We start from the raw sequence: 23,330 nt of genomic DNA on the forward strand, positions 1-23,330 counted from the left end.
TTATTTGCTGACCATCGAAGCAAGTTGACGAAACGCATCATCAACATGTTCGCCCGAAAGCGCACTTGTTAGATAGATTTGCCATCCAAGTTGCCTCAGTTCGTCAATTTCACTATCCGATATTGCCCACCGATCGGCCAGATCGGATTTGTTGAACAGCAATACAAACGGCATAGCGCCGAATTCAGCCTCGGCCCGCTCGCGCAACGTGAGCGCAACGGCAAGAGTAGCAGCGCGTGTTCCATCGACGACAAGCACGAGCCCACTCGCACCTCGCACATAGCTGACGCGGAATGAGCCGATATCGTCTTCGCCGGCCAAATCCCACAAAATCAGATCCACGGTTTTGTCCGGGAATGCGACACTCTTCTTGTCGATTTTCACTCCCACCGTGGTCAAGTAGGTTTCTGAAAAGATGCTTTGCACAAACCTGCGAACCAGACTCGTCTTTCCGACAGCGAACCCGCCCAACATGCAGATCTTCTTTTGCAATATCCTGGGCTCCGCCTAGTGGAAGTTTACCGTAACCGAAACTCTGCGGTTGGCGGAGTTCCCGGTTCGGCTATTTTCAATCTCCGCTGGCTCAAAGGTGCCCGCGCCGCGAACCAAGAGCAACTCCGGATTGACGCCGCGCTTCTTGAGAAGCGCACGAACTGTCTCCGCGCGCGCGGCGCTGATCGACAACTTGGCCGTTTCACGGCCCGTCTCGTCCGAATGGCCGGTCAACATGAACTGTGCTGTTACGCCTGCCTTGCGGGCGTCCTCGGCCAATTCCTTCAACTGATTCGCCAATTTGTCGAGAACCGGCAGTTGCTCTGGTCCCGGTACAGCCTTGCCAGAATCGAAGAAAATGTTGACCGCTTGAATAGCCTCCCTCAAATGAGTGAGTTGCGGAGGGGTCAACTCACGCAGCTCGGAGAGTTCTAGAGAGAGTCCGTCCGCGGAGAGCTGTTGGGCGGCGACCCGCGCCCGATCTATCCAGGCGGCAGGAGCTTCACCCTGGGCAACGATGCGATCCTTGATGATCGAAAGCCGTACTGAATCCGGCGGAGTCAGCGACGCCATCAGCCGCTTCACCACGAACTTCGGATCAAGGCTTTGATAGAATTGCCACTGTGAATGAACGCGAGCAGGATCGACCCCTGTTCCGGACAGCAGAGCCTTCGGGTCGGCGGCCTGCGGGTCTCTCAGGCCGGAAATATAGAAATGTCCCCCCCTCGCCGTTTGTTGGGCGACGATGATTCCCGCTTGGGCCTCCAGTCGCGACACATAAGTCTGCCAGTGCTCCGCCGCGCGTGCCTCGGGGCTCACATCACGAACCTTGGAGATGTCGAATTCCGGTCCGCCTGCCGAGAGCTGTCGGGCCGCTGCGCGTGCGCGGTCTATCCAGATGTCGGGAGCCTCACCCTCGGCAACGATGCGATCCTTGACGATCGAAAGCCGTACTGAATCCGGCGGGGTCAGCGATACCATCAGCCGCTTCAGGACGAACTTCGGATCAAGGCTCTGATAGAATTGCCACTGCGAATGAACGCGGGCGGGATCTACCTCCGTTCCGGACAGCAGAGCCTGCGGGTCGGCGGCAAGCGGGTCTCTCAGGCCGGCAATATAGAATTGGCCATCACGCACCTTTTGTTGGGCGACGATGATTCCCGCTTGGGCCTCCAGTCGCGACACATAAGTCTGCCAGTGCTCCGCCGCGCGTGCTTCGGGGCTCACATCACGAACCCTGGAGATGTCGAATTCCGGTCCGCCTGCCGAAAGTTGTTGGGCCGCTGCGCGCGCCCGATCTATCCAGGTGTTGGGAGCCTCACCCTCGGCAACGATGCGACCATTGACGATCGAAAGTCGTACTGAATCCGGCGGAACCAGCGACGCCGTTAGCCGCTTCAATACGAACTCCGGATCAAGACTCTGATAGAATTGCCACTGTGAATGAACGCGGGCGGGATCGACCTGCGTTCCGGCCAACAGCGACTGCGGGTCGGCGGCAAGCGGGTCTCTCAGACCGGCAATATAGAATTGGCCATCACGCACCTTTTGTTCGGCAACGATGATGCCCGGCTGGGTCCCCAGTCGCGACACATAGGTCTGCCAGCGCTGCACGGATTGCCAGGAAAGAAGGAACCAACCGCCTGCCGGAATCGAAACCAGCAGGACTGCAGCCACGACCAGCCACGGAAATCCCTGGTTTGATTCCTCCTGCTTCAGTTCAACGCAGGTCTGCAACTGCGTCTCTACGCCGGCCAACTGCGAACTGTCGCCGTCAAACTGCTCTAGAGCCTGTGAGCATTCATCATGGATGCGAAGCAATACATCGCGAATTATTTCATGTAATTCCTCCGGCGGATTTCCCCGGATCACCGCAACCAAGGTCGCAAACGGTCCAACTTCCGACCAGAGACGAAGCTCTCCGAAACGAATGGTATCTAGGCCGCTCTGTTCTTTCTCGTTAAATGAGTCTTTTACAAAATCTTGAATTGCACTAAGCATAGAAGAAATGAGTTGAGGATCTTCGCTAGTTGCATTAGCGGCAGTTACATGCGCTATCAAAAGCCCGGAATTGCGATTGATTAGAAAGACGTGTTCTACACGATAAACAAGAGAATGCTTAAGAACAACTTCTGAGAAGCTTGCTCCTGTTCTCCACGCTTCAAGTCTCCACTTGAGCCCGTGCCAGGTAAATATATGTCTTAAAGTTTCATTCAACGATTGAAAGGTCTGGTCGATCTTTTCGCCGATCGACTTGCGAATAGCCGGCAGAAACACCGGGTACAATATATCCGTCAGCGTACGCGGGCTCTTCTGGATGGACCGTTGCACGGCCCTCTCGACAGCTGGCGCAAGGGCCTCTCCGAGTTGCGCATGAGGCGCACGTGCGGCTGCACTGGGGAGAACGCTCCCCACTGCAGCCGCAAGCTGCTCGGGTTCGTCGAGCAGGTGCGTAACTCGTGAAAGCTCCGAAATTTCGCGGCCGACCAGCAACTGGCGCAGCGTTTCCATGCGAGGGTCGGCGGTTGGGATTCCGTCGAGACGCGCACGATAGTCCGGATCAACGTTCCGGGCAATTTCGATCAAAAGGCGAGCCAGCGCCTCGCGATCAATCTCTGTATCGTTCGAAGCTGCTCTTTGAGGGAGGCTGATTGGGTCGACAGTCGACGTCAAGTTCCGATCAACTCACTTTCCAGGTACGCTCCGAGTTGTTCTTGCTGCCGACGGGATCCTGATTTAGACATTTTGCAACCTCAACAAACAGGCCAGCCAAAAGATTTCGGTCGGTCTTGACATTGCCAAGATCGGAAAACATTTTCTCCATCAGCATCTGAATGCTTTCATTCTTTTGCTTGATTTCCTCACGCAGCAAATGATCGTTTCGATTTATCCGGTCCGCAACTTCCCGCTCAAGCTCGCTCAACTGATCCGACAACGCGCGCACCTGCTTTTCGAGCGCCTGATTTTGCTCGCGAAGATTCCGATCAATCTCCTTATCGGCGTCGGCTCGCGCGTCTTTTTCGTTCCGCAATTGCGCCGCAAGCGAGTCAACCTGCTTCTTTGCATTTGACTCGTACATTTCAAGATTGCGCTTGGCCTCGGATTCGACATCCTTGAAGCGCTGCAAGACCCGTTCTTCAAGCTTGGAAAAGCGGCGGTCATAGTCCTGCATCTGGTTGCCGAACAGCAGATCACGTATCTTGTCGACACCTACAGCGTCGCCGGGGGCTCCGCTCTCGCGAGCCTGGCCCGCCATGAAGGTCAGCCCGCTTCCGTCTGCATTACTTATCAGATTTGCGTCCGCTTTATTTGCCGAAGAAGCGGTACTCGAAGATTCCTTGGCCATCCCATGCCCCTTCTTTTGAACATTGCCACAGCGCTAATTTAGCAACTGGTAAACTTGCCAGTAAAATTGTCGACCCGCAAGCCGGAATCTTCGCGGCTTAAGTCGGTTCGAACGTCCCCATTCGGGTAGATTTCGACATGCGGCTCGATCCGGATCAGCTCGCGCTCGCGTCTTCGCCCGCGATCATCTTTATGCAGATGAAATGCGAGAGCGGAGATGCCCTGGCGCATCGACCCCAGCTCCAAGCCGTCGGGCATGCGCGCTGCCATTCAGCCTGTGTTCAAGTCTTTTTTGCCCGCCTCCAATTCGCCCTTATCTTGACAGGGCAGTGCTGCCAGCCGATGCCGTCATCCGGTTTTGACATTTGCCAACTCTTGCCGAAGAAAACGAAAGCTCGATGATCCAGGATGCTACCGCAGGGCGGTGTGGTACCGATGCTCAATGCCGAGCAAACCGTCGGCACAATGCGTGCCGGCATCCGCCGGCAGACCTGCCAGATACTGGATATAGTGGTGATGGACGATGGGTCGACGGACTGATCGGCGTCGATTGTGACGGCCTACGCCGAGAAAGATCAACACATCTTGTTCTACCTCGAACCAGGCGCGGGTAAGACGGCGTGGCGCATGATCCCTTGGTTTCAATCGTGGTTCCTGCGCACAACGCGGAGGTAACGCTGGCGCGCTCACTCGATTGCCTTCTTGATCAGGAAATAGTGGATTGGGAGGCGATCATCGTCGACGACGCCTCCACGGACCGCACCCCTGCGATCATCGCCGGTTATGTAGAGCACGATGCCCGATTTCGGATGTTGAGCTCTTGCGCGCATAGCCCCGCCGGCGCGCGCAATAGCGGGATTTCGAAGGCGCGCGGCCACTGGCTCATGTTTCTGGATGCGGACGATTGGGTGGATGCCAGCTTCCTTGCCAAAATGCTGGCCGCACTGAAATCCGCTCCCGATGCAGTGGCTGCCTATTGCGGTTCCCGACGCGTGATGCCCGATGGCGAACTCACGGCGTCGAGCATCGCAACGGAGGTTGCGATTCAACCCTTCGAAACGTTCGCCCGCCGGTGTGCCGTCCGCACTCACGCGCTGCTGGTCGATCGGGAGATAATTGTCGAGTTGGGCGGTTTCGACGTGTCGCTGCGCACCTGCGAGGACTGGGATCTGTGGCAGCGCCTCGCACGTCTAGGCAAAAATTGGGTGATGGTCGACGAGCCGCTCGCTTTCTATCGGGCCAGCCCCAACGCGCTCAGCCGCAATTCGGCGCAGATGCTGGCAGATGGCGAAGTCGTGATCGCTCGCGGCTTTTCCGCCGATCCCAGGGTCAAACACCCGCCATCGGCTCACGCCAATGGAGCGACCGACGCGAACGGCCACACCGCTTCAGAAGCACTCGCGTGGTTCGCGTTGTGGAACGCCGCATCGGATTGCGGCTGCGGCTCGCGCTCGATCAACCCGCAGTCCCTGCGCGCGCTCCCAGCAGGACGTAAGTGGGCGCGTGAGATCGCCAAGGTGGCCGTCGATGGCCTTATGGTAGGAAGCCTGTCGGTGCCAGCGCAATTGGCTGCCAGGTGGGACAGGTTCGGCGCTTCCCTCACCGAGTTGATCCTCGAACTCGGCAAGGTCTGGAATAATCCGGACGCGGCTCGCCGCGTGCAGTATCACTTTGAGCAAATGCTGCTCGATGTCGACGATCTTGCCGCGCCGCGCAGGCTGGCGCGGACACTTGGAATTCGTGTCGACGTGCGAAATCCGGCCTCGATCGAAGTACCGAAAGGAATCGATCAAATCTATGCCCATCTGATGATGGATGGCCAGATCGAGGCTCTCGTGCAGTTCGGCGTACTCGGGAGAGTGACGAGGCGTCATTGGATTGAATTGATCCTGAATTTCCTGCCCTCTGAGCGGCCTATGCACAGTGCCGCGCGACTTGCGAGGCGATCGCCTGTAGATGCACCGCAAAAGGGCGCCGGTGCCGACAAGTCAAACATGTCTGCAGCCGAGGCATTGTTGTCCATGGCGGGACGCCGGTCTGATCAGGACAGCCATTTCGGCAAACTTGCGGGATTGGCCGCGGAAGCGCAGGCGCTGGTTCGGTCGAGCGCCGAAACTAAAGAGCCTTTTGCAGCGCCGCGCCGTGCACGGGCCGCGGATGGGCGCGACAATGACCGCACATCTTTCTGGAATCGCCATTTTGCGATCGAGGATCCCTGGAACTACGGTTCGCCCTATGAGCAGGAAAAATATGAGCGGCAGCTCGAAATTCTGCCTGCCGGTCCCATCGGACGGGCGCTTGAGCTGGCCTGCGCGGAGGGCCACTTCACGCGGCAGCTGGCGCCGCGCGTGGGCCATTTGACCGCAACTGACATCTCCGCCGTAGCCGTCGGGCGGGCGGGCGCGCGATGCAGTGATCAGCCGAACGTTGAGTTCGGCGTACTGGATTTTTCTGCGGACACGCTGCCGGGCGAGATGGATCTGATCGTCTGTTCGGAAGTGCTCTACTACCTGGACGATCTCACCGAGTTGCGGCGCATCGCCAAAAAACTTGTTGAGGCGTTGGCGCCTGGTGGCAGTTTCATCAGCGCACACGCATTCGTGCTACGAGACAATGTTGAAAGGACGGGCTTCGACTGGAACACATTCGGTGCACAAGCGATCTCAGAGACGCTGGCAGCGACCCACGGCCTCGTTCTCGAGCAATCGATCCAGACCGAGCTCTACCGCATAGACCGCTTCCGCCGCCTGTCACCAGGCGACGTGGCGACGGAACCGACGATAGATCATGTGCCAATCCGCGCCCCCATCGAAATCGGAGTCGCGCGAAATATCGTCTGGGGCGGGGCGCGGGCCTTGCGCCGCGACGTCGCACATAGCGAGCGGCGGCAGCGTATCCCTGTCCTCATGTATCACAGTGTCTCCGATCAAGGTCCGGCCGCGCTCGCCCGTTTTCGGCTCGCGCCCGCCGCATTCGCCAGCCAAATGACATGGCTGCGCGCCAATGGCTTTCACGCGATTAGCTCCGAGCAGCTGGAATGGTTCATCGCCAACCGTCAGCCTTTCGTTGGCCGCCCAGTGCTCATCACCTTCGATGACGGCTTCCAGAACTTTGCCGACCATGCCTGGCCGGCCTTGCGCGCGAACGACCTGACTGCGGAAGTGTTCCTGGTGACGGACTTGGTGGGTGAAAGTGCACAGTGGGACGCCTACAGCGGCCCGCCGACGCAGCTTATGGACGCCGGGACGGTGCGACGCCTCGCCGGCGAAGGTGCGTTCTTCGGAAGCCATCTGGCGACGCATCGCGCGATCGATGGTCTGTCGAGCTCTGACTTGGCCGCCGAGCTCCTGCGCTCTCGTATGTTCATCGAACGGTGGACCGGTCGGCCAACCGCGGCGTTCGCGGCACCCTTCTCTGTCACCGACCGACGGCTTGGCAGGCTGGCCAAGGAGTGCGGCTATCGAATCGGCTTCGGCGGCAGACACGGACCGGCGGACCTCGATTGCGATCCCATCGACCTTCCGCGCATCGAGATTCGTGGGGATCGTTCGCTCGATGACTTTGTTGCCGTTGTCGAGGCCGTGCTCGCATGAACCGTGAACTTGTCAGTGTCTAGATTCGTAACAAATTGGTTCCGCTTTTTATTCCGTGTCCCGCCCGCTTACCTCGTTCGCAAGTCTATTGGGCGACTTGCGATACGGCTGACATCAGCTCCTGCGGGCTTGGCGCCCCAAACATGTATCGCCCACCCTCTGGAACCTCCGTGAAGCTCCAGCGGACGATCCCCTGCCGGTCCAGCAGGAACTGACCGACCAATTGTCCGTGTCCCGTTGCTAGCATCTGCTCGTCGGCTTCGGTCAGCTCGTAATGGTCCCTCTTGTTGAGCATTTCACTGGCCGCAAGAGGATCCATAGGACCGGGCAACTCGCCTGGTATGTCGACCCGCATATCCTTTGCCGCTGCCATCGAGACCTTGTACGGCCAGTTCGTCTCGTTTTGGGTGAATTCGAGATTGGGCAGTCCAAAAGCACGATGTGAAGCGCGTTCAGGATCGGAGGCCGCAAGCAGATTCGGCATCGGATGGTAGCGGAAATAGAGACGCGCCCGTTCGATCGGCGTGTTGACCACCGTCAGGCTCTCCACGCCCCTTTCGCGCAGCTCCGGATCAAGCCGCGCCTGGGCGGCGATATGGCGCCGGCAAAACGCGCAATGCAGACCTCGAAACAGGCCGACCAGCACCGGTTTTTGGCCGCGAAAATCGTCAAGCGCGATCTTGCCTTCCTGGGTAATGGCGTCGAGTACCACGTTTGGCGCACGGTCGCCCGGTTGAAGCGGCACCAAGTCACTACGCGCGGACATTTCCAACCTCCAACCCCGGCTAGTCGAGAAAAGGCAGCACCACAAGCGCTTCCGGGTCGAGCCCGTGCTGGGCGCATATACCCTGCGCCAGGGAAAAGTAGCGTTCGGCCTCGGCCAGATTGTCGAGATCGAGATTAAGCGTTGCGAGACCATCATAACACGGAAACAGCAGTTGGGGTTCGCCCGTTTCGCGAGCTACGTCCAGTGCTTCGTGGAACAACCCAACCGCCAGGTCCGGACGGCCGTTGCACTGGTGGATTTGCCCAAGCACGATCAAAGGCACCGGCAGGTGCTCGCGCTGGTCGAGCGCCCGGTCGATCTCGATGGCCTTCTCGGCAGCGGGTACGCCCTCCGTTGGACAGCGATCCGTGAAAGTACAACAAGCGACCGCCAGATTGGCGAGGAGGCGCGCCTGGAAACCCAAATCACCAATACGGCGCGCCACTTCAAGACCGCGCCGACAGACCTCCATCGCCTTTGCGGGATCGATGGTCGTGTAAAGCACGCCGAGATTGGTGTAGCCGCGGCAGGCCGCGCCCAGCAGACCGGCGGCTTCGGCCAATTCAATGCTACGCTCAACCTGACGCACGGCCTCACGGTTTCGCCCAAGGCGAGCCAGCGCGACAGCCTTGGTATTGAGTGCCTCGGCGGTCACAAGAGTGGCATCACACCTTGTCTCGGAGACATGCTCCGTTGTCAGTGTGCCTACGCAATCCAGCGCCGCGTCTGCCCATTTTGCCGCGAGAGCGTGATCTCCGCTACGGAACGCCTGTCGGCCACGTTCTTGCCACAGATGCGCCTGCTCGATCGGGGCATCCGCTCCATCGAGGAGCGCTGCCGCCTCAGCATAGCGGGGTTCTGCCTTGTCCCGCTTGCCGACATCCCAGAGTAGCCGACCGATCTTACGCAAAACTCGCGCCGAGGCGACGCGATTGGCTGACTCGCGGTATGCCTGCAACACCGTCTCATAGTGGTGGTGCGCGATCTCGCGGCGGCCTGCCGGGCCGCTCAAATCGGCAATGCGCTCTGCAATTGCCAGTTTGAGCGGTGTTTGCCCGATCGCGCCCAACGCAGTCAGTGCTCGCTCGTAGAAACGAAGGGCGTCGTCGTTGGCATATATCATGCGAGCGCGATCGCCTGCCGCCTGCAGGTAATGCGCGCCCTTCTCCCGCTCGGCGCTCTGTGCAAAATGATGACCGAGCACGGTCAAATCCTCGAGCCGTTCCGGCTCGTCGCCGCACAGTTGCTCCAAGGCAGCACCGATCCGCCCGTGGATTTCGGTCCGGCGTTGCAGGAGCAGATTCTGGTAGATCACGTCCTGCAGCAATGTTTGCGTAAAGCGGTAGCTTTGAGACGAGACCGAGCCTGATCCGGCAACTTCCTCGATGATTTCCGCATCGCAAAGCAGTTCGCAGCCGGCTTCGAGCCGGCCGGGGTCGGCTGTCACGGTTTTCAGAAGTGTGGCATCGAAGCGCGGGCCGATTACCGCGGCCTCCTGGGCCAACCGGCGCACCTCTTGGGGCAGCCGGTCGACGCGAGCAAGCAACATTGCCTGGATAGTGGCGGGGATGCCGGTTGCGACTTCGCCTGCCACAGTCCGCCATCGCTGGCCCTCTCGCACCAGTACACCGCGATCGATAAGGCCGCGAACGATTTCCTCTACAAAAAGGGGGTTGCCGCCCGCGCGCTCGAGGATCTGGTCGAGAAGCCCTCCCGCGGAGCTTACCCAGCTCTCGCCGAAAAGCGCTGCCAGCAGGCTGCGTCCGTCATCATTGTTGAGTGGCGGAAGCCTGAGCGCTGTGTGACTGACCCGACTTGAGTCGAGCTGGTCGTTGTCCGGCGCCGGACGATGCGTGACCAGCAACATCAACCGCGTGCGTTCCAACCTGTCCATCACGAAACGTAGTGCCTCGAGCGACACGGCGTCGGCCCAGTGCAGGTCTTCGACGACAATCAATAGCGGCGACAACGCAAGCCGCCGTTCGATGATTGTGCGGACTGCGTAGAGAATTTGCCGCCGCAGCTGCTCGGGCTCGACATGCTGCAAGGTGGCATCGGGGTCGCCAAGGCCAAGCACATGGTAGAGCAAAGGCATCAGCCGCTTCGCCTCCTCGCCCTGCAGGCCGAGATCGGCAAGCAAGCCTGCGAGCTTCCCCCGCATTTCGTCCCCATTGTCGTTTTGCATCATCCCGGCAGCGCTGCGCACCACTGCGCCCAAGGCGCCAAAAGATTGTTCACCCAGCGGTGAGCACGTGGCCTGCCGCACGGCGACGTTGCGAAAACGCTCGTCGTCGCCGACGCGGGCGACGAACTCACTCACCAGCCGCGATTTCCCGATGCCGGCTTCTCCGACGAGGCGGACAAGTTGGGCCGAGCCGCCGCACGCCTGGTCAAGGCTCGCCATCATTCTATTGAGCTCCGCACCACGACCTATTAGCGGCGCACTGAGGCCGAGCGCCTCGAGCCCGCGCGCTGCACGCGGCACCGCTAGCGGTGCGTCCAGTCGATGAACGAGCACGCTGCCAGCCTTGCCGCGAAACACGACATCACCCAGCGACTCATAAGAGAAGGCATGCCGGGTCAGCCTGTGAGTGAGCTCGCCTACCAGCACCTCACCCGGTGCGGCCAGCGATTGCAGGCGTTGCGCCGTATTCACTGTGTCGCCGGTCACGGAATAGGATCTGGCGGTGCCGACGCCCAATCCGCCAGTAACGACCGGACCAGTGTTTATGCCGATGTGGAGTAACAGAGGCGAGCCGGAGTGGGGGGTGCTTTCGCCGAGCCGCGCCGTCCGGGCGATCATGTCGAGAGCGGCACGAAGCGCGCGTTCCGGATCGTCCTCATGCGCGACCGGCGCACCGAACAAAGCGAGCAGCGCATCGCCGATGAATTTGTCGACGAACCCACCAAAGTTTCGCACGGCCGCCGTCAATTCCTTGAACAGTTTGTTCTGCAGCGCTTGCATGACCTCGGGGTCGAGCTGCTCGCTGAGTGTCGTAAAGCCGCAAAGGTCGGCGAACAGGACCGTTACCGTCCGGCGATCGGCGTCAGAGACGGGATGCAGCCCTTCTTCGCTTTCGATGTTCGGAAGCAGCGACGGAGTTCGAGAAGGCGACACAATGGTCCGGCTTGGTGCCGGAGCAGGCCGTTCGACGGCTTTTGCGGGCGCACCGACGCTTGCCCCGCATTTCGGACAGAACTCGAAATCAGGTGCGCAGGTGTAGCCGCAACTGGCGCATGGCACGGGCTGGCGCCTGCCACACCTCGGACAGAAGGCGTAACCGCCCTCAATCTCGAAACCGCAGCCCGAGCAGTCCATCGAACAAGACCTCACTAGTGGCCGTGACGGCGTGATCTCGCTCGCACTTCACGGCCAGGCTATTCACAAGGATGCACCGATAGCCGTCGGCGGGCAAGCGGCAGCGGGCGATCCGTGTGGGTCCGGTGGCAGACCGCTACCCATGACCTCTGATGCAACGGCTGGCTCGCAAACGCTGTCACCGACGTCTCGCGCGCGTTTCTGGCCGCCAGCTACGGTCATCTGGGCCGCTTCGCCGAGGCCCGCGCGCCATGGCAGGAGGTGCTTCGCGTCAATCGCGACTATTCGCTGGATACCGCTACAAAGTCTTGGTCTGCCACAAGAACCGGTCGATTTCGAACACGTGGTGGATGGGCTCCGCAAGGGCGGTGTGGTGCAATGACAGGTGAGGCCTGTGCGGCGGGGTCAGACGCCAGAGGCTCCCCGATGGATCGCCGTCGCTTGCGGTTGCGAATTAGGCTCAGGTCGGCTTGATCTCTGCCTGGCCGATCTTGCGCCATCTGGCGTTTTCGCGAACCAGTTTCAGGTCGTCGGTCGTCTCGGCAAATGTCCGCAATCGGTATTGCCGGAGCAGGTCCGGGAAGAGCGCTCCTTCCGGCAGGACGGCAAGCTGCTCGCGGACTGAGATCTTTTCATCGATGACCCGCATGCCCCAGGCATTTTCCCGAACCTGCAGTTCCGCGGCCAGATCGCGCTCTTCCGGCACGTTTTCGTCCAGCACGGCCAGGAGGATCGAGTGGAAAAGCGCTACATAGCCAATCTGTCTCAGGCCGCCCACGACCCGCACGCGCGGCAATATGGCAAGGACGAGGAACGTCAGGAACAAGTTCGGCAGCAGCACGCCGTCCAGCAGCGCCTGCCTGAGATACGGCCGCTCGAACGGGATGGAAAGACCTTGCGGCCTGTCGGGCTCGATCAGGTGCCCGTTCTCGAGAACGAGCTTGCGCACGCGCTCCTCGCGGATGCCCCAGAAATAGTCCGTGGCATTGGGCAGGAATCTGCCAAATGGGCTCGATGCGGCCTCTTGCCAGGCATGTTCGAGACGCTGGCGTCTTGCGGGTTCAATCAGCAGCCTGGAAAGAAGGCTGCCGTCATATTCTAGATGCCGCGCCATGGCAGCCGCGGCGACTCGATCATCGACGAAAACCGGCAGGGCCATGCCGGCACGATCCCAATTGGCGACCAGATCCTCATTCAGTTCAGTCAGCGCATCGGCGGCGGTTTCAAACACCTTGTCCCGGCTGGCAAGCAGTGTGCCCAGCCAGCGGCTGGCATCCGTTTCATCGCCCACCGCTTCGAGCGCGCGCTTGTTGATGGAGACGGGACCGGCCACGCAGGCGCTTTTGCGGCACAGTTTGTGGCGCCCCATGCCAAACAGGTTGACCTTGTCGTCGCCGACATCGAGCCATCCCGGCCCCTCCCGGCCAACTGTCTCCATGGTCATCGTCGTTCCCATGAAGCCGACGAAGGCCGACAGCCCGTTTTCGACCGCGCCGAGCCAGGCAAGCAGAAGGGCATCGAAGGTGATCCGGTCCATCAGAAGCAAGCAGTGCAGGCCGGACTGAATCACCGGTCTGTGCTCGAACTCGTCGAGGGCTTTGCCGATCTCCTCAGGCTGCATGATCCTACCGAGGCGCTGATGCAGGACTTCGCGCAGGATCGAGCGGGCAGCGATCGCCGGGCCCGATGCAGGCCTTGCCACCGGCCGCCACAGATGGCGGGCGTAATCGGAAACCGGTGCATTCCAGTTCTGCTCGATGTCGCGCACGACCTCCGGGCAGAGCAGCGACAGCACAGCCAGAATTTCCCGCGGAGGGGTAGGGGTTGGATCAAAGACGGCGGTCATTGGTCCCGTCTAGCCGCTTGCGGTGTAAACGCCAAGCGAGACCAGACTTGCTGGATGCGGCCGGCCCACATAGATCGTCAATTCGATCAAGGTGGTGTGAGACGAAATGACCGTATCCTACGCAGTTCTCCTTGAGCAATCCCCTGTTCGCTCCCTCGGCACGAATTGTCAGATTGGCCAAACAGCTAAGGCAAACAGCGGATCTTAGAACCGCAGCCGGGCCATGCTCAGGAGGTCGTGGTACTGCCCGTCGGTAAAGCCGGCCTTCACATGCCGGCCTTCGATCTCAAAGCCGTGGCTCTTATAGAGACGGAGGGCCGCTTCGTTGTCGGCATAGACGGTCAATTCGACTCGCTTCAGGGCGCGCCAGTTGTCGGCCACGTCAAGCAGCGCGCCAAGTATGGCAGAGCCGATACCTTTGCCGACAAAGGCATCGTCAAGGCCGATATTGATCTCGCCGATGTGCGAACGGCGCGGTGAACCTTGCACGACCAGGCTGCCATGGCCGACGACCTTGCCGTCCAGCTCGGCAACGATCCAGGTGGTTTCCGGGCCGGACTTGGCAATGCGCCGCGCCACCTGCTCCACCATCTCGAAAGGCATCCTGAGCGTGCCCCAGCGGAAGCCCGGCATGTTGAAGATAGCGCAAAGCGCCTCCGCATCGCTTGACCGGACGGACCGCAGCAGCGGCTGGATTTTCTCGGCGGGTGGCGAGGTCGTGCTGGTCATGGCGTTCCCGGCGAAGGCAATCGGCCCGGTACGATGCACCGGACGCCACCTGAAAATCCAGCCGTCTCTGACCTATGATACCGATTGCGGGCTAAAAATACCGGGAGGCAGCGTAGAGTTTGAACACGCCGCTGATGCCTATCCAGCCGAAAAGGGCGAGCCAGCACAATGTCCCGGTCGCCGTCCAGTCGATCCGGTGCACCGCAGCGTCGGTGATGACGACGCCGAGGATGGCAAGCAGGCCAACCAGAAACTGCGCCAACCCGATCACCAGCAGTTCCTCGCGCGGCGCGCTTCTCCAGACGAGATATATACCGCCCGCACCGGCGAGGAAGATGGCGCTGTAGACCTGAGCGTGGAAGGCATCGATCGGCCATGGCCAGATGCCACTGAATGTCAGGGGAAACAGCAACAGGCCGACGCCATAGAGCCCAAGGATCGCGGATTCCGCCGGCATGTAGCCGCGCCATGCGGGATTTAAGGTCACGCCTTTTGCGGAAGGACGGGCCCTGGCCCGCCACAGGAACAGCCCGGATAGCGCGGCCGAAGCAAGATAGACCAAAAACCACAGCCAAGGCGCTTTGCGCTCGAAGTTGAAATAGCCGAGATTGATGAACGAAGCCACCGACACGATGACGGTGAAGATGAAGGCCATGACGAGCACGAGCCTGCCGGGCGACCAGCGATTCCAGACCAGCAGTGCCGCCATCACGACCATTTCGGCGGTGTAGAAGCCACCGAGGAAGCGCGCATTGAACGGCGTGACGGCCCAAGGCCAGCCCGGTTTCACCAGCGCAGGCATGAAAAACAGGCCGGCGCCTACGATCAGGACGACGATGACCCCCGCAGAAAAAAGGCGCAGGACCGCGGGAAATGGCGGATTGTCTGATGTCGGCATGGAAGAAAATCCCAAAGATGAATGCTCCATGGACCATCATAGTGCTGCTTGCGGCCGGTTAAAATCCGCCGAATGGAAATTGAACGGTCACCAGGCTTATCCATTCGAATGGCCGTACGGTCCGTTTCGAAGTAAGATGGAACACTCGGACCAAAGATCGGTCCGGTCAAAACGCCTCGAGGTGCATTTTCCGGAGCCTGCACGATGAACGAAGCTCAGGATCTATTCTCACTTCTGCGACAATCGGCCGATGTCGATCCGCAGGCGATTGACGCGATGAAGCGAACCATCGCGGAGGGCGAGGACCGCGAACTTTGCCGCATCAATGCGCCAGCCTTCGCCAGCAAGCATGACCTCGACGAGGAGCGCGCAATAGGCGCCTTTCTCCATGCGGCGCGGGTGGGCATCTTCGACATTTCCTGGAATGTTCTGTGCCCCGGCTGCGGCGGTGTGCTCGACACCAACGCCACGCTGAAAACCCTGCAAAAGGACGAATACACCTGCGCGCTGTGCTCCGAGGGCTATTCACCGACTCTCGACGAGATGGTCGAGGTGACATTCACCGTCAGTCCCCGCGTGCGCAGGATTGCCGCACACAATCCACACGAACTGCCGGTGGCGGAATATTTCCGCCAGATCTACTGGGCGTCCGGCGTCGATCTGCCGGAAGAGGATTTCGTGAAAAAGCTGGAAGCGTTCTCGCTGGAGGATATCGAGCTTGCGCCCGGTGAAAAGGCGGTTCTGACCATACAGCTTCCGTCTGAATTCATCATCGTCTTCGAGCCGGTCACCCATTCAGCGCAGTTCATCGACGGGAAGGGCGAACCAACAAAGGAGCGCCGGAGCCTCTCTTTGGCCTTCGACCGCGACCATGTCCAGAACCAGACGCTGGAGATGCAACCCGGCCCGTTGCGCATTTCGCTGGAAAACCGGACCGACACCCGCGTGCTGCCGACAGTCTTCATCGCCGGCCAGACATTGCATGATTTCCTGGGCAAACGCCGGCCCTTCCTGACCGCCAAGCGCCTGCTCACCAACCAGACGTTCCGCGATCTCTATCGCACGGATACACTCGACATCAACCAGCGCCTGAAGATCACCAGCCTGACGTTCCTGTTCACCGACCTGCGCGGATCGACCGAGCTTTACGAGCGGGTGGGCGACCTTTCAGCCTTCGATCTCGTGCGCGAGCATTTCCAGGTTCTGCACGAGATCGTCACGGCGGAGGCAGGCGCGGTGGTGAAGACGATCGGTGATGCGGTGATGGCGACCTTCGCGACGCCTGATCGTGCGATTGCTGCAGCCCTCAGGATGCGCGATGCCATGCGTACGCTCAACGACAAGAGCGGCCGCGAGGATCTGCTGCTCAAGATCGGAGTCCATGCCGGCCCCTGCATCGCCGTGTCGATGAATGAGCGACAGGACTATTTCGGCCAGACGGTCAACATTGCTTCGCGGGTGCAGAACCTTGCCAACGCACAGGCGATCTTCGCCACTCGAGCGGTGGTCGACGACAATCTCACCGCCGATCTCTTACATAGGAACGCGCTGACGCCCGTGCCCCACGAGGTCTCGCTGCGAGGCATTGACCGGGAGATAGCAGTATACACGATCCCCTGAAGGCTTGGCCCCTGAAGAGTTGGCTCGTCCCGGCCCCTCACACGCGCCTACAGATAAAATAACGATCGGCGGCAATCGAAGGTGGCGGCGAGAGGCGTTGCAACTGCGGGTGATCGAGCGGCGTGCCGCTGACCGCGATGCCGCCGACGCGAAGCAGGCGCGCGGTCAGATCGGGAAGCCAGGTAGAGGTCACTGCATCGCGATCTTCATAGCCGGTGCCGATGTCGGCATGAACAAGAGCGGCGTCGATGCCAATGAACCTGCTCGCCGTCTCGCGTATTTCGCCGAGCACGAGGTTTTCAGCTTCGGGAATTGAGCTGGCGTGTGCGGCAAGTGCGCGATCGAACGCTACGATCCGGCGTCCGGGCAGGCGCTCGCGCAGATGGTGGAACGTCCGGCCATTGCCGAGGCCGAGCTCGAGCACGGGGCCCTCCATCTTCGCAACCTCGGCGCAGACATGATCGAGTATGTCGCGCTGTGCGGTCATCCTCCGGATGAAACTGTCAAGGCGACTCATGTGCGATTGTATGTCCAGAACCAGTTCACGAAATCAACTGCCCCCGACCAGAGCGTTTCGCGGCTGAAACCCAGGCCGACGAGCTAAACCCCGATCGAGTCTTGCCGCGTGTAGAGGCGAACGATGAACACTGCAACAAGCGAACAGGCTGCCGACAAGGATCATACCGGAATCGGCGGCGCAGCGCGCGGCGGAACAGCGATGTCATTTGTAGGGGTCCGCGGCGTCCCGCAACCCGTCGCCCAGGAAGTTGAACGCCAAGATGACGAGAACGACGGGGAGCATCGGCAAAAGCAGCCATGGATAGAACGCGATCACGCTGACGCTGCGCGCCTCGGTGAGCAGGATGCCCCAGCTGGTTATCGGTGCCCTCAGGCCGAGCCCGAGGAAGCTCAGCGCCGTCTCGCCCAGGATCATGCCGGGTATGGAGATCGTCGCCGTCGCGATCAGATGCGACATGAAGCCGGGAATGAGATGCCGCCCGATAATGCGGCTGCTTCTGGCGCCCATCAATTGCGCGGCCAGAACGTAATCCTCCTCGCGCAAAGCTAGAAGCTTTGAACGCACGGCCCGCGCCAGTCCGGTCCAGTCGAGCAGCCCGAGGATGACGGTGATGCCGAAATAGATCAGGATCGGACTCCAGGTTATCGGCATGATCGCCGCCAGAGCCAGCCATAGCGGAATGCTGGGGATCGATTGCAGAACTTCGATTATCCGTTGGACGATCAGGTCGAAGATACCGCCGTGATAGCCGGCCAGTCCGCCGATGACAATGCCGAGCAGGAAGCTGAAACTGATGCCGACGAGGCCGATTGTCAGTGAAATGCGGGCGCCATAGATGATGCGCGAGAGCACATCGCGCCCCAGCCTGTCAGTGCCGGCCAGAAAGAGCTGGCCGTTTTCGGCGGGGCAGACAAAATGCCTGTCACCTTCGATCAGGCCCCAGAACCGGTACTTATCGCCCTTGCAGAAGAAACGGATCCGCTGAACATCATCCTGGTTCTCGATGTAGTTCCGCTTGAGCGTGTCCATATCCAGCGTCATCTGGCGGCCATAGACGAACGGCCCGACGAACTCGCCGTTGTGGAACAGGTGCACCCGCTGCGGCGGCGAATAGATGTAGTCCATGTTGCGCGTGTGCAGATCGTAGGGCGCCAGGAACTCGCAGATCAGTATCCCGAAATAAAGCGCTGCCAGGAATATGCCGGATACAAGGGCAAGCCGGTGCCGACGGAATTTCCACCACATCAGCCGCAACTGCGACGCCTGAAAGACCTTCTCCTGCTCCGGCGTCATCGCCTCGACCGACTGCAGGTCAAAGGGCTCGATGGAAACGTAGTGTTGCAGTGGGGCACCCGGAGCGGGCAGCGGCGATTGCGTGTTCATTTGGTGCTGCCGCCTTGCAAACGAATTCGCGGATCAAGTAGCGCCAGCGCCAGGTCGGAAATCAGGACGCCGATGACCGTCAGGAAGGCGAGGAACATCAGGAACGACCCTGCGAGATACATGTCCTGGCTTTGCAGCGCCTTGATCAGCATCGGCCCGGTCGTTTCCAAAGACAGCACGATCGCCGTGATTTCGGCACCGGAGATGATGGCCGGCAGGATAGAGCCGATATCCGAAATGAAGAAATTGAGCGCCATGCGCAGCGGATATTTGACCAGCGCCCTGAAGGGATGAAGGCCTTTGGCGTGCGCGGTCACGACATATTGCTTATGTAGCTCATCGAGCAGATTGGCGCGCAGCCGCCGGATCATGCTTGCCGTGCCCCCGGTGCCGATGATCAAGACCGGAATCCAGAGATGGGCGAGGATCGATTTCGCCTTGGCCCAGCTCATCGGCTCGCCGAGATATTGCTGGTCCATGAGATGGCCGATAGACGTTCCGAACCAGATGTTGGCGAAATACATCAGGATCAGCGCCAGCATGAAGTTCGGAATCGCAAGGCCGAGAAGGCCGAAGAAAGTCAGGCCGTAGTCGCCCCAGCTGTATTGATGCGTGGCGGAGTACATGCCGATCGGAAAGGCGATGAGCCAGGTAAAGATGATCGTGACGAAGGAAACCAGCACCGTCAGCCACATTCGGTCCCCGACGACGTCGCGAACCGGCAGCTCATATTCGAAGGAATAGCCGAAATCGCCGTGCAGCATCCCGCCGACCCAGTAGAAGTAGCGAATGACCGGTGGCTTGTCGAAACCATATTCCTTGCGCATCATCTCGATGCGATCGGAATCCACCGCTTCGCCCTGAGCCCGAAGCTCGGCAACATAGCTGTCGAAATAGTCGCCTGGGGGAAGTTCGATGATCGTGAACACCAGTGCCGATATGACCAGCAGCGTTGGAACCATCACGGCGATACGCCAGACAAAATATCGAAGCACGCTCAGGACTCTCCAAGCCAGAATGTATCCGGCATATAGACACCGAAATAGGCGGTCGGGTCGTAGCCGTAGAGCGCCTTGTCAGGCAGATTGCGCAGCCGCGAGGATGCCAGAATCGGCTGATGCGTTCCGTTTACCGTGCCGATCGAAAACACCTGATCGGTATAGATCGACAGCATTGAATTCCAGATCTCGGCGCGCTCCGTGGCTTCGGTCGATGCGTTCCAGCGCTTGAGTAAAGCCATCAACTCGACCACGGGCGGAAGATCGGGCGCTTCGCCGACCTTGCCACGGGACAAGTAGTGAGCACCCCAGAGCGGCCATTGCAGCTGGTCATCGACGGTGGGGGCGAGTTGGTAGGGGTTCATGTCGGCGGTCGGCACGCCATTGTCGATGCCCGACCACATCGACATCATGATCTGGCCACCAAGCGCGCGGCTGCGGAAGATGTCGCGCTGCGAAGTCCGGATGAACAGGGCGATGCCGATCTTGCGCCAGTGATCGGTGATGAGCTCGAGCGCGTCCGTTTCCAGCGTGCTTTCGCCGGCCGTTTCCACTACGAGCTGCGCCGGGCGTCCGTCGGGGAGTATCCGCAGGCCGTCATCGTCACGCGCCTGAAGCCCGACCTCGTCGAGCAGGGCATTGGCCTGGTCGGGATCATGGGCGACCCAGGCTTTCGCGAATTCCGGCCGGTAGAGCGGGCTCTCCGGCAGGACCGTATCGGCACTTTCCTGCGCCAATCCGTAGAACACAGCCAAATTGATCTCGCGCCTGTCCACAGCGAGCGAAAGTGCGCGGCGCACGCGCACGTCACGAAAAAGGCCACGCCACACCTGGTCGGCACAATTCAGATTGGGCAGCAGCGCCAGCCGCGAACCTTGTGTGCGTTTCCAGAGATGCATCTTCACCGGGTAGCGCTTCTCCGCATCCTTCAGGAAGGAGTAATCGGTGAAGTCAATTCCCATGCCTTGCAGGTCGCTCTCGCCCGCACCGGTCTTGGCGGAAATGATCGCCGACGAGCTGACATTCATGACAATCCGGTCGACATAAGGCAGTTGCCGGCCATTCTCGTCTATTCGATGAAAGAACGGGTTCCGCTCGAAGACGAACTGCTCAGCCGGCGGCTTGGTCCGGTTCTGCCAGGGATCGAGCGTCGGCAGTTCCGGGTTCTCCGGGCGATACTGCCGCGACATGCGGATATGCAAGAGCGTCCATTTCTGGGCCCGGTTCTCCTTCATTAGGCCGGCGAGCCGGAATGGATCTTGGTATTTCTTGTGGAACTGCTTGAGATAGGCGGCCGGCAGAACAAGCGATAGGGGCGAAGCAGCGGCGAGCTTGGGCAGGAAGTCGGGATTGGGCGCATCCCAACTATAGCGGACTGTCAACGGATCGACGATCTCGAAGCGTGGCGGCTTGCCGTCCGCCAGCAGGGCCGGGGCGAGCCCGCCTTGCGAAAGCTCATCGTTCAGCCAGACATCTTCCCAGCAATAGCGAAAATCCTCCGACGTCAGCAGGCTACCGTCAGACCATTTATGTCCTTCTCGTATCTTGAAAGTGAAGACACGATCATCCGCTACATCGAAGCTTTCGAGAATGTCGGCTTGCAGGTTAAGCTTTTCGTCATAGCCGACCAGGCGAGCGTACCCGTAGATCGTCATCATCCGGATATCTTTCTGGCTGCCGATGATCGTGCGCAGCGTGCCGCCATATTGGCCGGGCTGCCGGCCCATCGCAGCGAGATTCAACGCGCGCGGGCGCTTTGGCAGGCGTTCGGCGAGTGCCGGCAGCGCTCTGGCCTTCAGCTGCGGCTCAAGAAATTCCGGCTCCAGATCGCCGGCGCGCAACGTGCCCGGCAGAAATGCCGAAGCCATGAGTCCAAGGACGGTGCGCCGGCTGATCAATGGCGTAGCTCGCTGAAATCGGCCGAACGTCGGGCCAGCACGAGGTGGCCGCCGCCAAGATCGAGCGGCGACAGCATATCCTCGTCGCCCTCGTCGCGGAATTGCGGTCCCCATGCGCTGGTGTCGGAAGCGCCGCTGAGTTTCAGCGTCTTGAAATCCATCGGCCTGTCGAGATCGGGGAAAGGTACTGCGGCGACCAATGAGCGCGTGTAGGGGTGGACCGGTTTCCTAAGCAGAATTTCGCGCGGCGCGAGCTCGACGATACGCCCGCCGCACATCACCGCGATACGGTCTGCCATGTAGTCCACCACCGCGAGGTTGTGGGATATGAACAGGTAGGTCAGGCCCAGTTCTTTCTGCAGGTCCTTCAGAAGGTTCAGGATCTGCGCCTGGACAGAGACATCGAGTGCCGAAACCGGCTCGTCGCAGATCAGGAGTTCAGGCCCCAGCGCCAACGCGCGCGCGATGCCGATACGCTGACGCTGCCCGCCGGAGAAACTATGCGGATAACGCTTTATGAAGCGCGGGTCGAGCCCGATTGCCTGCATCAGGCTCTTGACCGTGGCGAGTCGGGACGCGGCATTGCCACGTCGATGGATTTCCAGCGGCTCGCTCAAAATGTTCTCCACCGTCATGCGGGGTGAAAGCGACGAAACCGGATCCTGGAATACCATCTGGATTTTCGCGCGCAGCATGCGCAGGGCGTCTCCCTCGGCTTCCAAGACGTCGATCGGACCATCGCGGCCATTGAAGATCACAGAGCCGCCGGTAGGGGTGACAGCCCGCATGAGGATCTTGCTGACGGTGGTTTTGCCGGAGCCGCTTTCGCCGACAAGACCCAGGCACTCACCCCGCCTGATATCAAAGCTCACGCCGTCCACGGCGCGAACAGAGGTTTGATGATCTCCGCCGAACCATCCGGACTTGCGGATCGTGAAGGTCTTTGTCAGATCGCTGACCGATAGCAGGAGGTCGTTCGGCCCCTTCGATGCCGGCGCCGTCTGCTTGCCGAGCAGGTTCCCGACATTCACCGGCACCTCGCGGAGCGCCTTTAGCCTTTCGCCGGGCTTCAGGTCGAAATGCGGAACGGCTGCCATCAGGCCCTTCAGGTAAGGGTGGCCCGGCCGGCGGAATATCGCCTCCACGGGTCCTGCTTCCATGATCTCGCCATGGTACATGACCACCACCTCGTCGGCGACATTGGCGACTACGCCAAGGTCGTGCGTGATCAGCAGCATCGCCATGTTCAGCTTCGTCTGAAGCTCGCGCAGCAATTGCAGGATTTGCGCCTGGATGGTCACGTCCAACGCCGTCGTCGGCTCGTCGGCGATCAACAGGGCGGGCCGGCAGATAAGCGCCATGGCGATCATGGCGCGTTGACGCAATCCTCCCGAAAGTTCAAAGGGATACATGTCATAGGCGCGCTTGGGGTTGGGAAAGCCGACAAGGCCGAGCATTTCCTCGGTCCGCGCCTTGCGCTCCACCCGGGCCATGGGCGTATGAATCTGCAGGGATTCGCTGACCTGATTGCCGATCGTATGCAGCGGCGACAGCGATGTCATCGGCTCCTGAAATATCTTGCCGATGCGGCTGCCTCTCAACGCCCGGATTTCGGTTCCGTCACGCGGCATCTGCAGGATATCCTGCGTCGTACCGGGCTTTTTTGGATCGGAAAACAGGATACGGCCGCGAACATGGGCTGTGTTCGGCAAAATGCCCATCACTGCCTGGCTGAGAACCGATTTTCCGGAACCGGACTCGCCCACAAGCGCGGTAACCTTGCCGGGCAGGACGCGAAGATTTGCACGCCTGACAGCATGCAACGGTCCCCCTATAATGGCAAAAGAGATGCCAACATCCTCGATCCGCAGCAGATCAACGCCCAAATTCATTCTCACACCAGCCCCCACTCTGGCACGTCCA

General features: G+C 60.3%; 16 protein-coding genes and 1 pseudogene. 3 read left to right on the forward strand and 14 right to left on the reverse strand.

Going from position 1 to position 23,330, the window contains the following annotated elements; translation table 11 throughout:
* From NKI39_RS23820 to NKI39_RS23835, 4 genes are read right to left on the reverse strand one after another with little or no spacing between them, the layout of a single operon-like run.
* On the reverse strand, positions 1-492 hold the full coding sequence (locus NKI39_RS23820; protein ID WP_254818889.1) for a Rab family GTPase: 492 nt from the start codon (positions 490-492) through the stop codon (positions 1-3).
* Between the two features lie 15 nt (positions 493-507).
* Positions 508-3,165, reverse strand: coding sequence for an OmpA family protein (locus tag NKI39_RS23825; RefSeq protein WP_352834867.1), 2,658 nt, complete (start codon positions 3,163-3,165; stop codon positions 508-510).
* A gap of 7 nt (positions 3,166-3,172) precedes the next feature.
* Positions 3,173-3,838 (reverse strand): DUF3450 domain-containing protein, encoded by a 666-nt coding sequence (locus tag NKI39_RS23830; protein WP_352470876.1) that lies wholly within the window; start codon positions 3,836-3,838, stop codon positions 3,173-3,175.
* Between the two features lie 38 nt (positions 3,839-3,876).
* Complete coding sequence (locus tag NKI39_RS23835; protein WP_352500816.1) at positions 3,877-4,095, reverse strand: hypothetical protein; 219 nt, start codon at positions 4,093-4,095, stop codon at positions 3,877-3,879.
* A gap of 362 nt (positions 4,096-4,457) precedes the next feature.
* On the opposite strand from NKI39_RS23835, the gene NKI39_RS23840 reads away from it, so the two are divergent.
* Complete coding sequence (locus tag NKI39_RS23840) at positions 4,458-7,430, forward strand: trifunctional glycosyltransferase/class I SAM-dependent methyltransferase/polysaccharide deacetylase (RefSeq protein ID WP_352834869.1); 2,973 nt, start codon at positions 4,458-4,460, stop codon at positions 7,428-7,430.
* An 85-nt stretch (positions 7,431-7,515) separates the two neighbouring features.
* On the opposite strand, the gene NKI39_RS23845 is transcribed toward NKI39_RS23840, so the two are convergent.
* Both NKI39_RS23845 and NKI39_RS23850 read right to left on the reverse strand, forming a co-directional pair.
* The gene (locus NKI39_RS23845; RefSeq protein WP_352470916.1) at positions 7,516-8,196 is read right to left on the reverse strand and encodes a peroxiredoxin-like family protein; all 681 of its coding nucleotides are present in this window, start codon (positions 8,194-8,196) and stop codon (positions 7,516-7,518) included.
* Positions 8,197-8,215: 19 nt separating this feature from the next.
* Positions 8,216-11,515 (reverse strand): adenylate/guanylate cyclase domain-containing protein, encoded by a 3,300-nt coding sequence (locus tag NKI39_RS23850; protein ID WP_352834872.1) that lies wholly within the window; start codon positions 11,513-11,515, stop codon positions 8,216-8,218.
* 171 nt (positions 11,516-11,686) lie between these two features.
* Here NKI39_RS23850 and NKI39_RS23855 point away from each other — a divergent pair.
* Positions 11,687-11,897 (forward strand): annotated as a pseudogene (locus NKI39_RS23855) (adenylate/guanylate cyclase domain-containing protein); the annotation flags it as partial.
* Between the two features lie 78 nt (positions 11,898-11,975).
* Here NKI39_RS23855 and NKI39_RS23860 read toward each other — a convergent pair.
* The 3 genes from NKI39_RS23860 to NKI39_RS23870 form a co-directional block, all read right to left on the reverse strand.
* On the reverse strand, positions 11,976-13,361 hold the full coding sequence (locus NKI39_RS23860) for a hypothetical protein (protein WP_352500817.1): 1,386 nt from the start codon (positions 13,359-13,361) through the stop codon (positions 11,976-11,978).
* 204 nt (positions 13,362-13,565) lie between these two features.
* Positions 13,566-14,090 (reverse strand): GNAT family N-acetyltransferase, encoded by a 525-nt coding sequence (locus tag NKI39_RS23865; protein ID WP_352470882.1) that lies wholly within the window; start codon positions 14,088-14,090, stop codon positions 13,566-13,568.
* 91 nt (positions 14,091-14,181) lie between these two features.
* Positions 14,182-14,988, reverse strand: a complete 807-nt coding sequence (locus NKI39_RS23870; protein ID WP_352834874.1) for a hypothetical protein — start codon at positions 14,986-14,988, stop codon at positions 14,182-14,184.
* A 204-nt stretch (positions 14,989-15,192) separates the two neighbouring features.
* On the opposite strand from NKI39_RS23870, the gene NKI39_RS23875 reads away from it, so the two are divergent.
* Positions 15,193-16,608: an adenylate/guanylate cyclase domain-containing protein gene (locus tag NKI39_RS23875; RefSeq protein WP_352614639.1), complete on the forward strand. Its 1,416-nt coding sequence runs from the start codon at positions 15,193-15,195 to the stop codon at positions 16,606-16,608.
* A gap of 37 nt (positions 16,609-16,645) precedes the next feature.
* On the opposite strand, the gene NKI39_RS23880 is transcribed toward NKI39_RS23875, so the two are convergent.
* The 5 genes from NKI39_RS23880 to NKI39_RS23900 all read right to left on the reverse strand — a co-directional run bounded on the left by NKI39_RS23880 (position 16,646) and on the right by NKI39_RS23900 (position 23,299).
* On the reverse strand, positions 16,646-17,125 hold the full coding sequence (locus NKI39_RS23880) for a class I SAM-dependent methyltransferase (RefSeq protein ID WP_352541938.1): 480 nt from the start codon (positions 17,123-17,125) through the stop codon (positions 16,646-16,648).
* A gap of 204 nt (positions 17,126-17,329) precedes the next feature.
* Positions 17,330-18,511 carry an ABC transporter permease gene (locus NKI39_RS23885; RefSeq protein ID WP_352470886.1) on the reverse strand — a complete coding sequence of 394 codons (1,182 nt, stop codon included), beginning with the start codon at positions 18,509-18,511 and terminating at the stop codon, positions 17,330-17,332.
* Entirely contained in the window at positions 18,508-19,506 is a 999-nt protein-coding gene (locus NKI39_RS23890) for an ABC transporter permease (RefSeq protein ID WP_023675966.1), read from the reverse strand. The genes NKI39_RS23885 and NKI39_RS23890 overlap by 4 nt, the downstream gene beginning before the upstream one ends.
* 2 nt (positions 19,507-19,508) lie before the next feature.
* Positions 19,509-21,407 (reverse strand): ABC transporter substrate-binding protein, encoded by a 1,899-nt coding sequence (locus NKI39_RS23895; RefSeq protein WP_023675965.1) that lies wholly within the window; start codon positions 21,405-21,407, stop codon positions 19,509-19,511.
* On the reverse strand, positions 21,404-23,299 hold the full coding sequence (locus NKI39_RS23900; RefSeq protein WP_352614644.1) for an ABC transporter ATP-binding protein: 1,896 nt from the start codon (positions 23,297-23,299) through the stop codon (positions 21,404-21,406). The genes NKI39_RS23895 and NKI39_RS23900 overlap by 4 nt, the downstream gene beginning before the upstream one ends.
* Positions 23,300-23,330 lie beyond the last annotated feature (31 nt).

This window comes from Mesorhizobium sp. M0664 (assembly GCF_040320565.1).
Lineage (GTDB): Bacteria > Pseudomonadota > Alphaproteobacteria > Rhizobiales > Rhizobiaceae > Mesorhizobium.

Coding starts and splice junctions, on each gene's coding strand:
- NKI39_RS23830 (WP_352470876.1), bottom strand. CDS start 3,838: ATGGCCAAGGAATCTTCGAGTACCGCTTCTTCGGCAAATAAAGCGGAC.
- NKI39_RS23835 (WP_352500816.1), bottom strand. CDS start 4,095: ATGCCCGACGGCTTGGAGCTGGGGTCGATGCGCCAGGGCATCTCCGCT.
- NKI39_RS23845 (WP_352470916.1), bottom strand. CDS start 8,196: ATGTCCGCGCGTAGTGACTTGGTGCCGCTTCAACCGGGCGACCGTGCG.
- NKI39_RS23850 (WP_352834872.1), bottom strand. CDS start 11,515: ATGGACTGCTCGGGCTGCGGTTTCGAGATTGAGGGCGGTTACGCCTTC.
- NKI39_RS23860 (WP_352500817.1), bottom strand. CDS start 13,361: ATGACCGCCGTCTTTGATCCAACCCCTACCCCTCCGCGGGAAATTCTG.
- NKI39_RS23865 (WP_352470882.1), bottom strand. CDS start 14,090: ATGACCAGCACGACCTCGCCACCCGCCGAGAAAATCCAGCCGCTGCTG.
- NKI39_RS23870 (WP_352834874.1), bottom strand. CDS start 14,988: ATGCCGACATCAGACAATCCGCCATTTCCCGCGGTCCTGCGCCTTTTT.
- NKI39_RS23875 (WP_352614639.1), top strand. CDS start 15,193: ATGAACGAAGCTCAGGATCTATTCTCACTTCTGCGACAATCGGCCGAT.
- NKI39_RS23880 (WP_352541938.1), bottom strand. CDS start 17,125: ATGAGTCGCCTTGACAGTTTCATCCGGAGGATGACCGCACAGCGCGAC.
- NKI39_RS23885 (WP_352470886.1), bottom strand. CDS start 18,511: ATGAACACGCAATCGCCGCTGCCCGCTCCGGGTGCCCCACTGCAACAC.
- NKI39_RS23900 (WP_352614644.1), bottom strand. CDS start 23,299: ATGAATTTGGGCGTTGATCTGCTGCGGATCGAGGATGTTGGCATCTCT.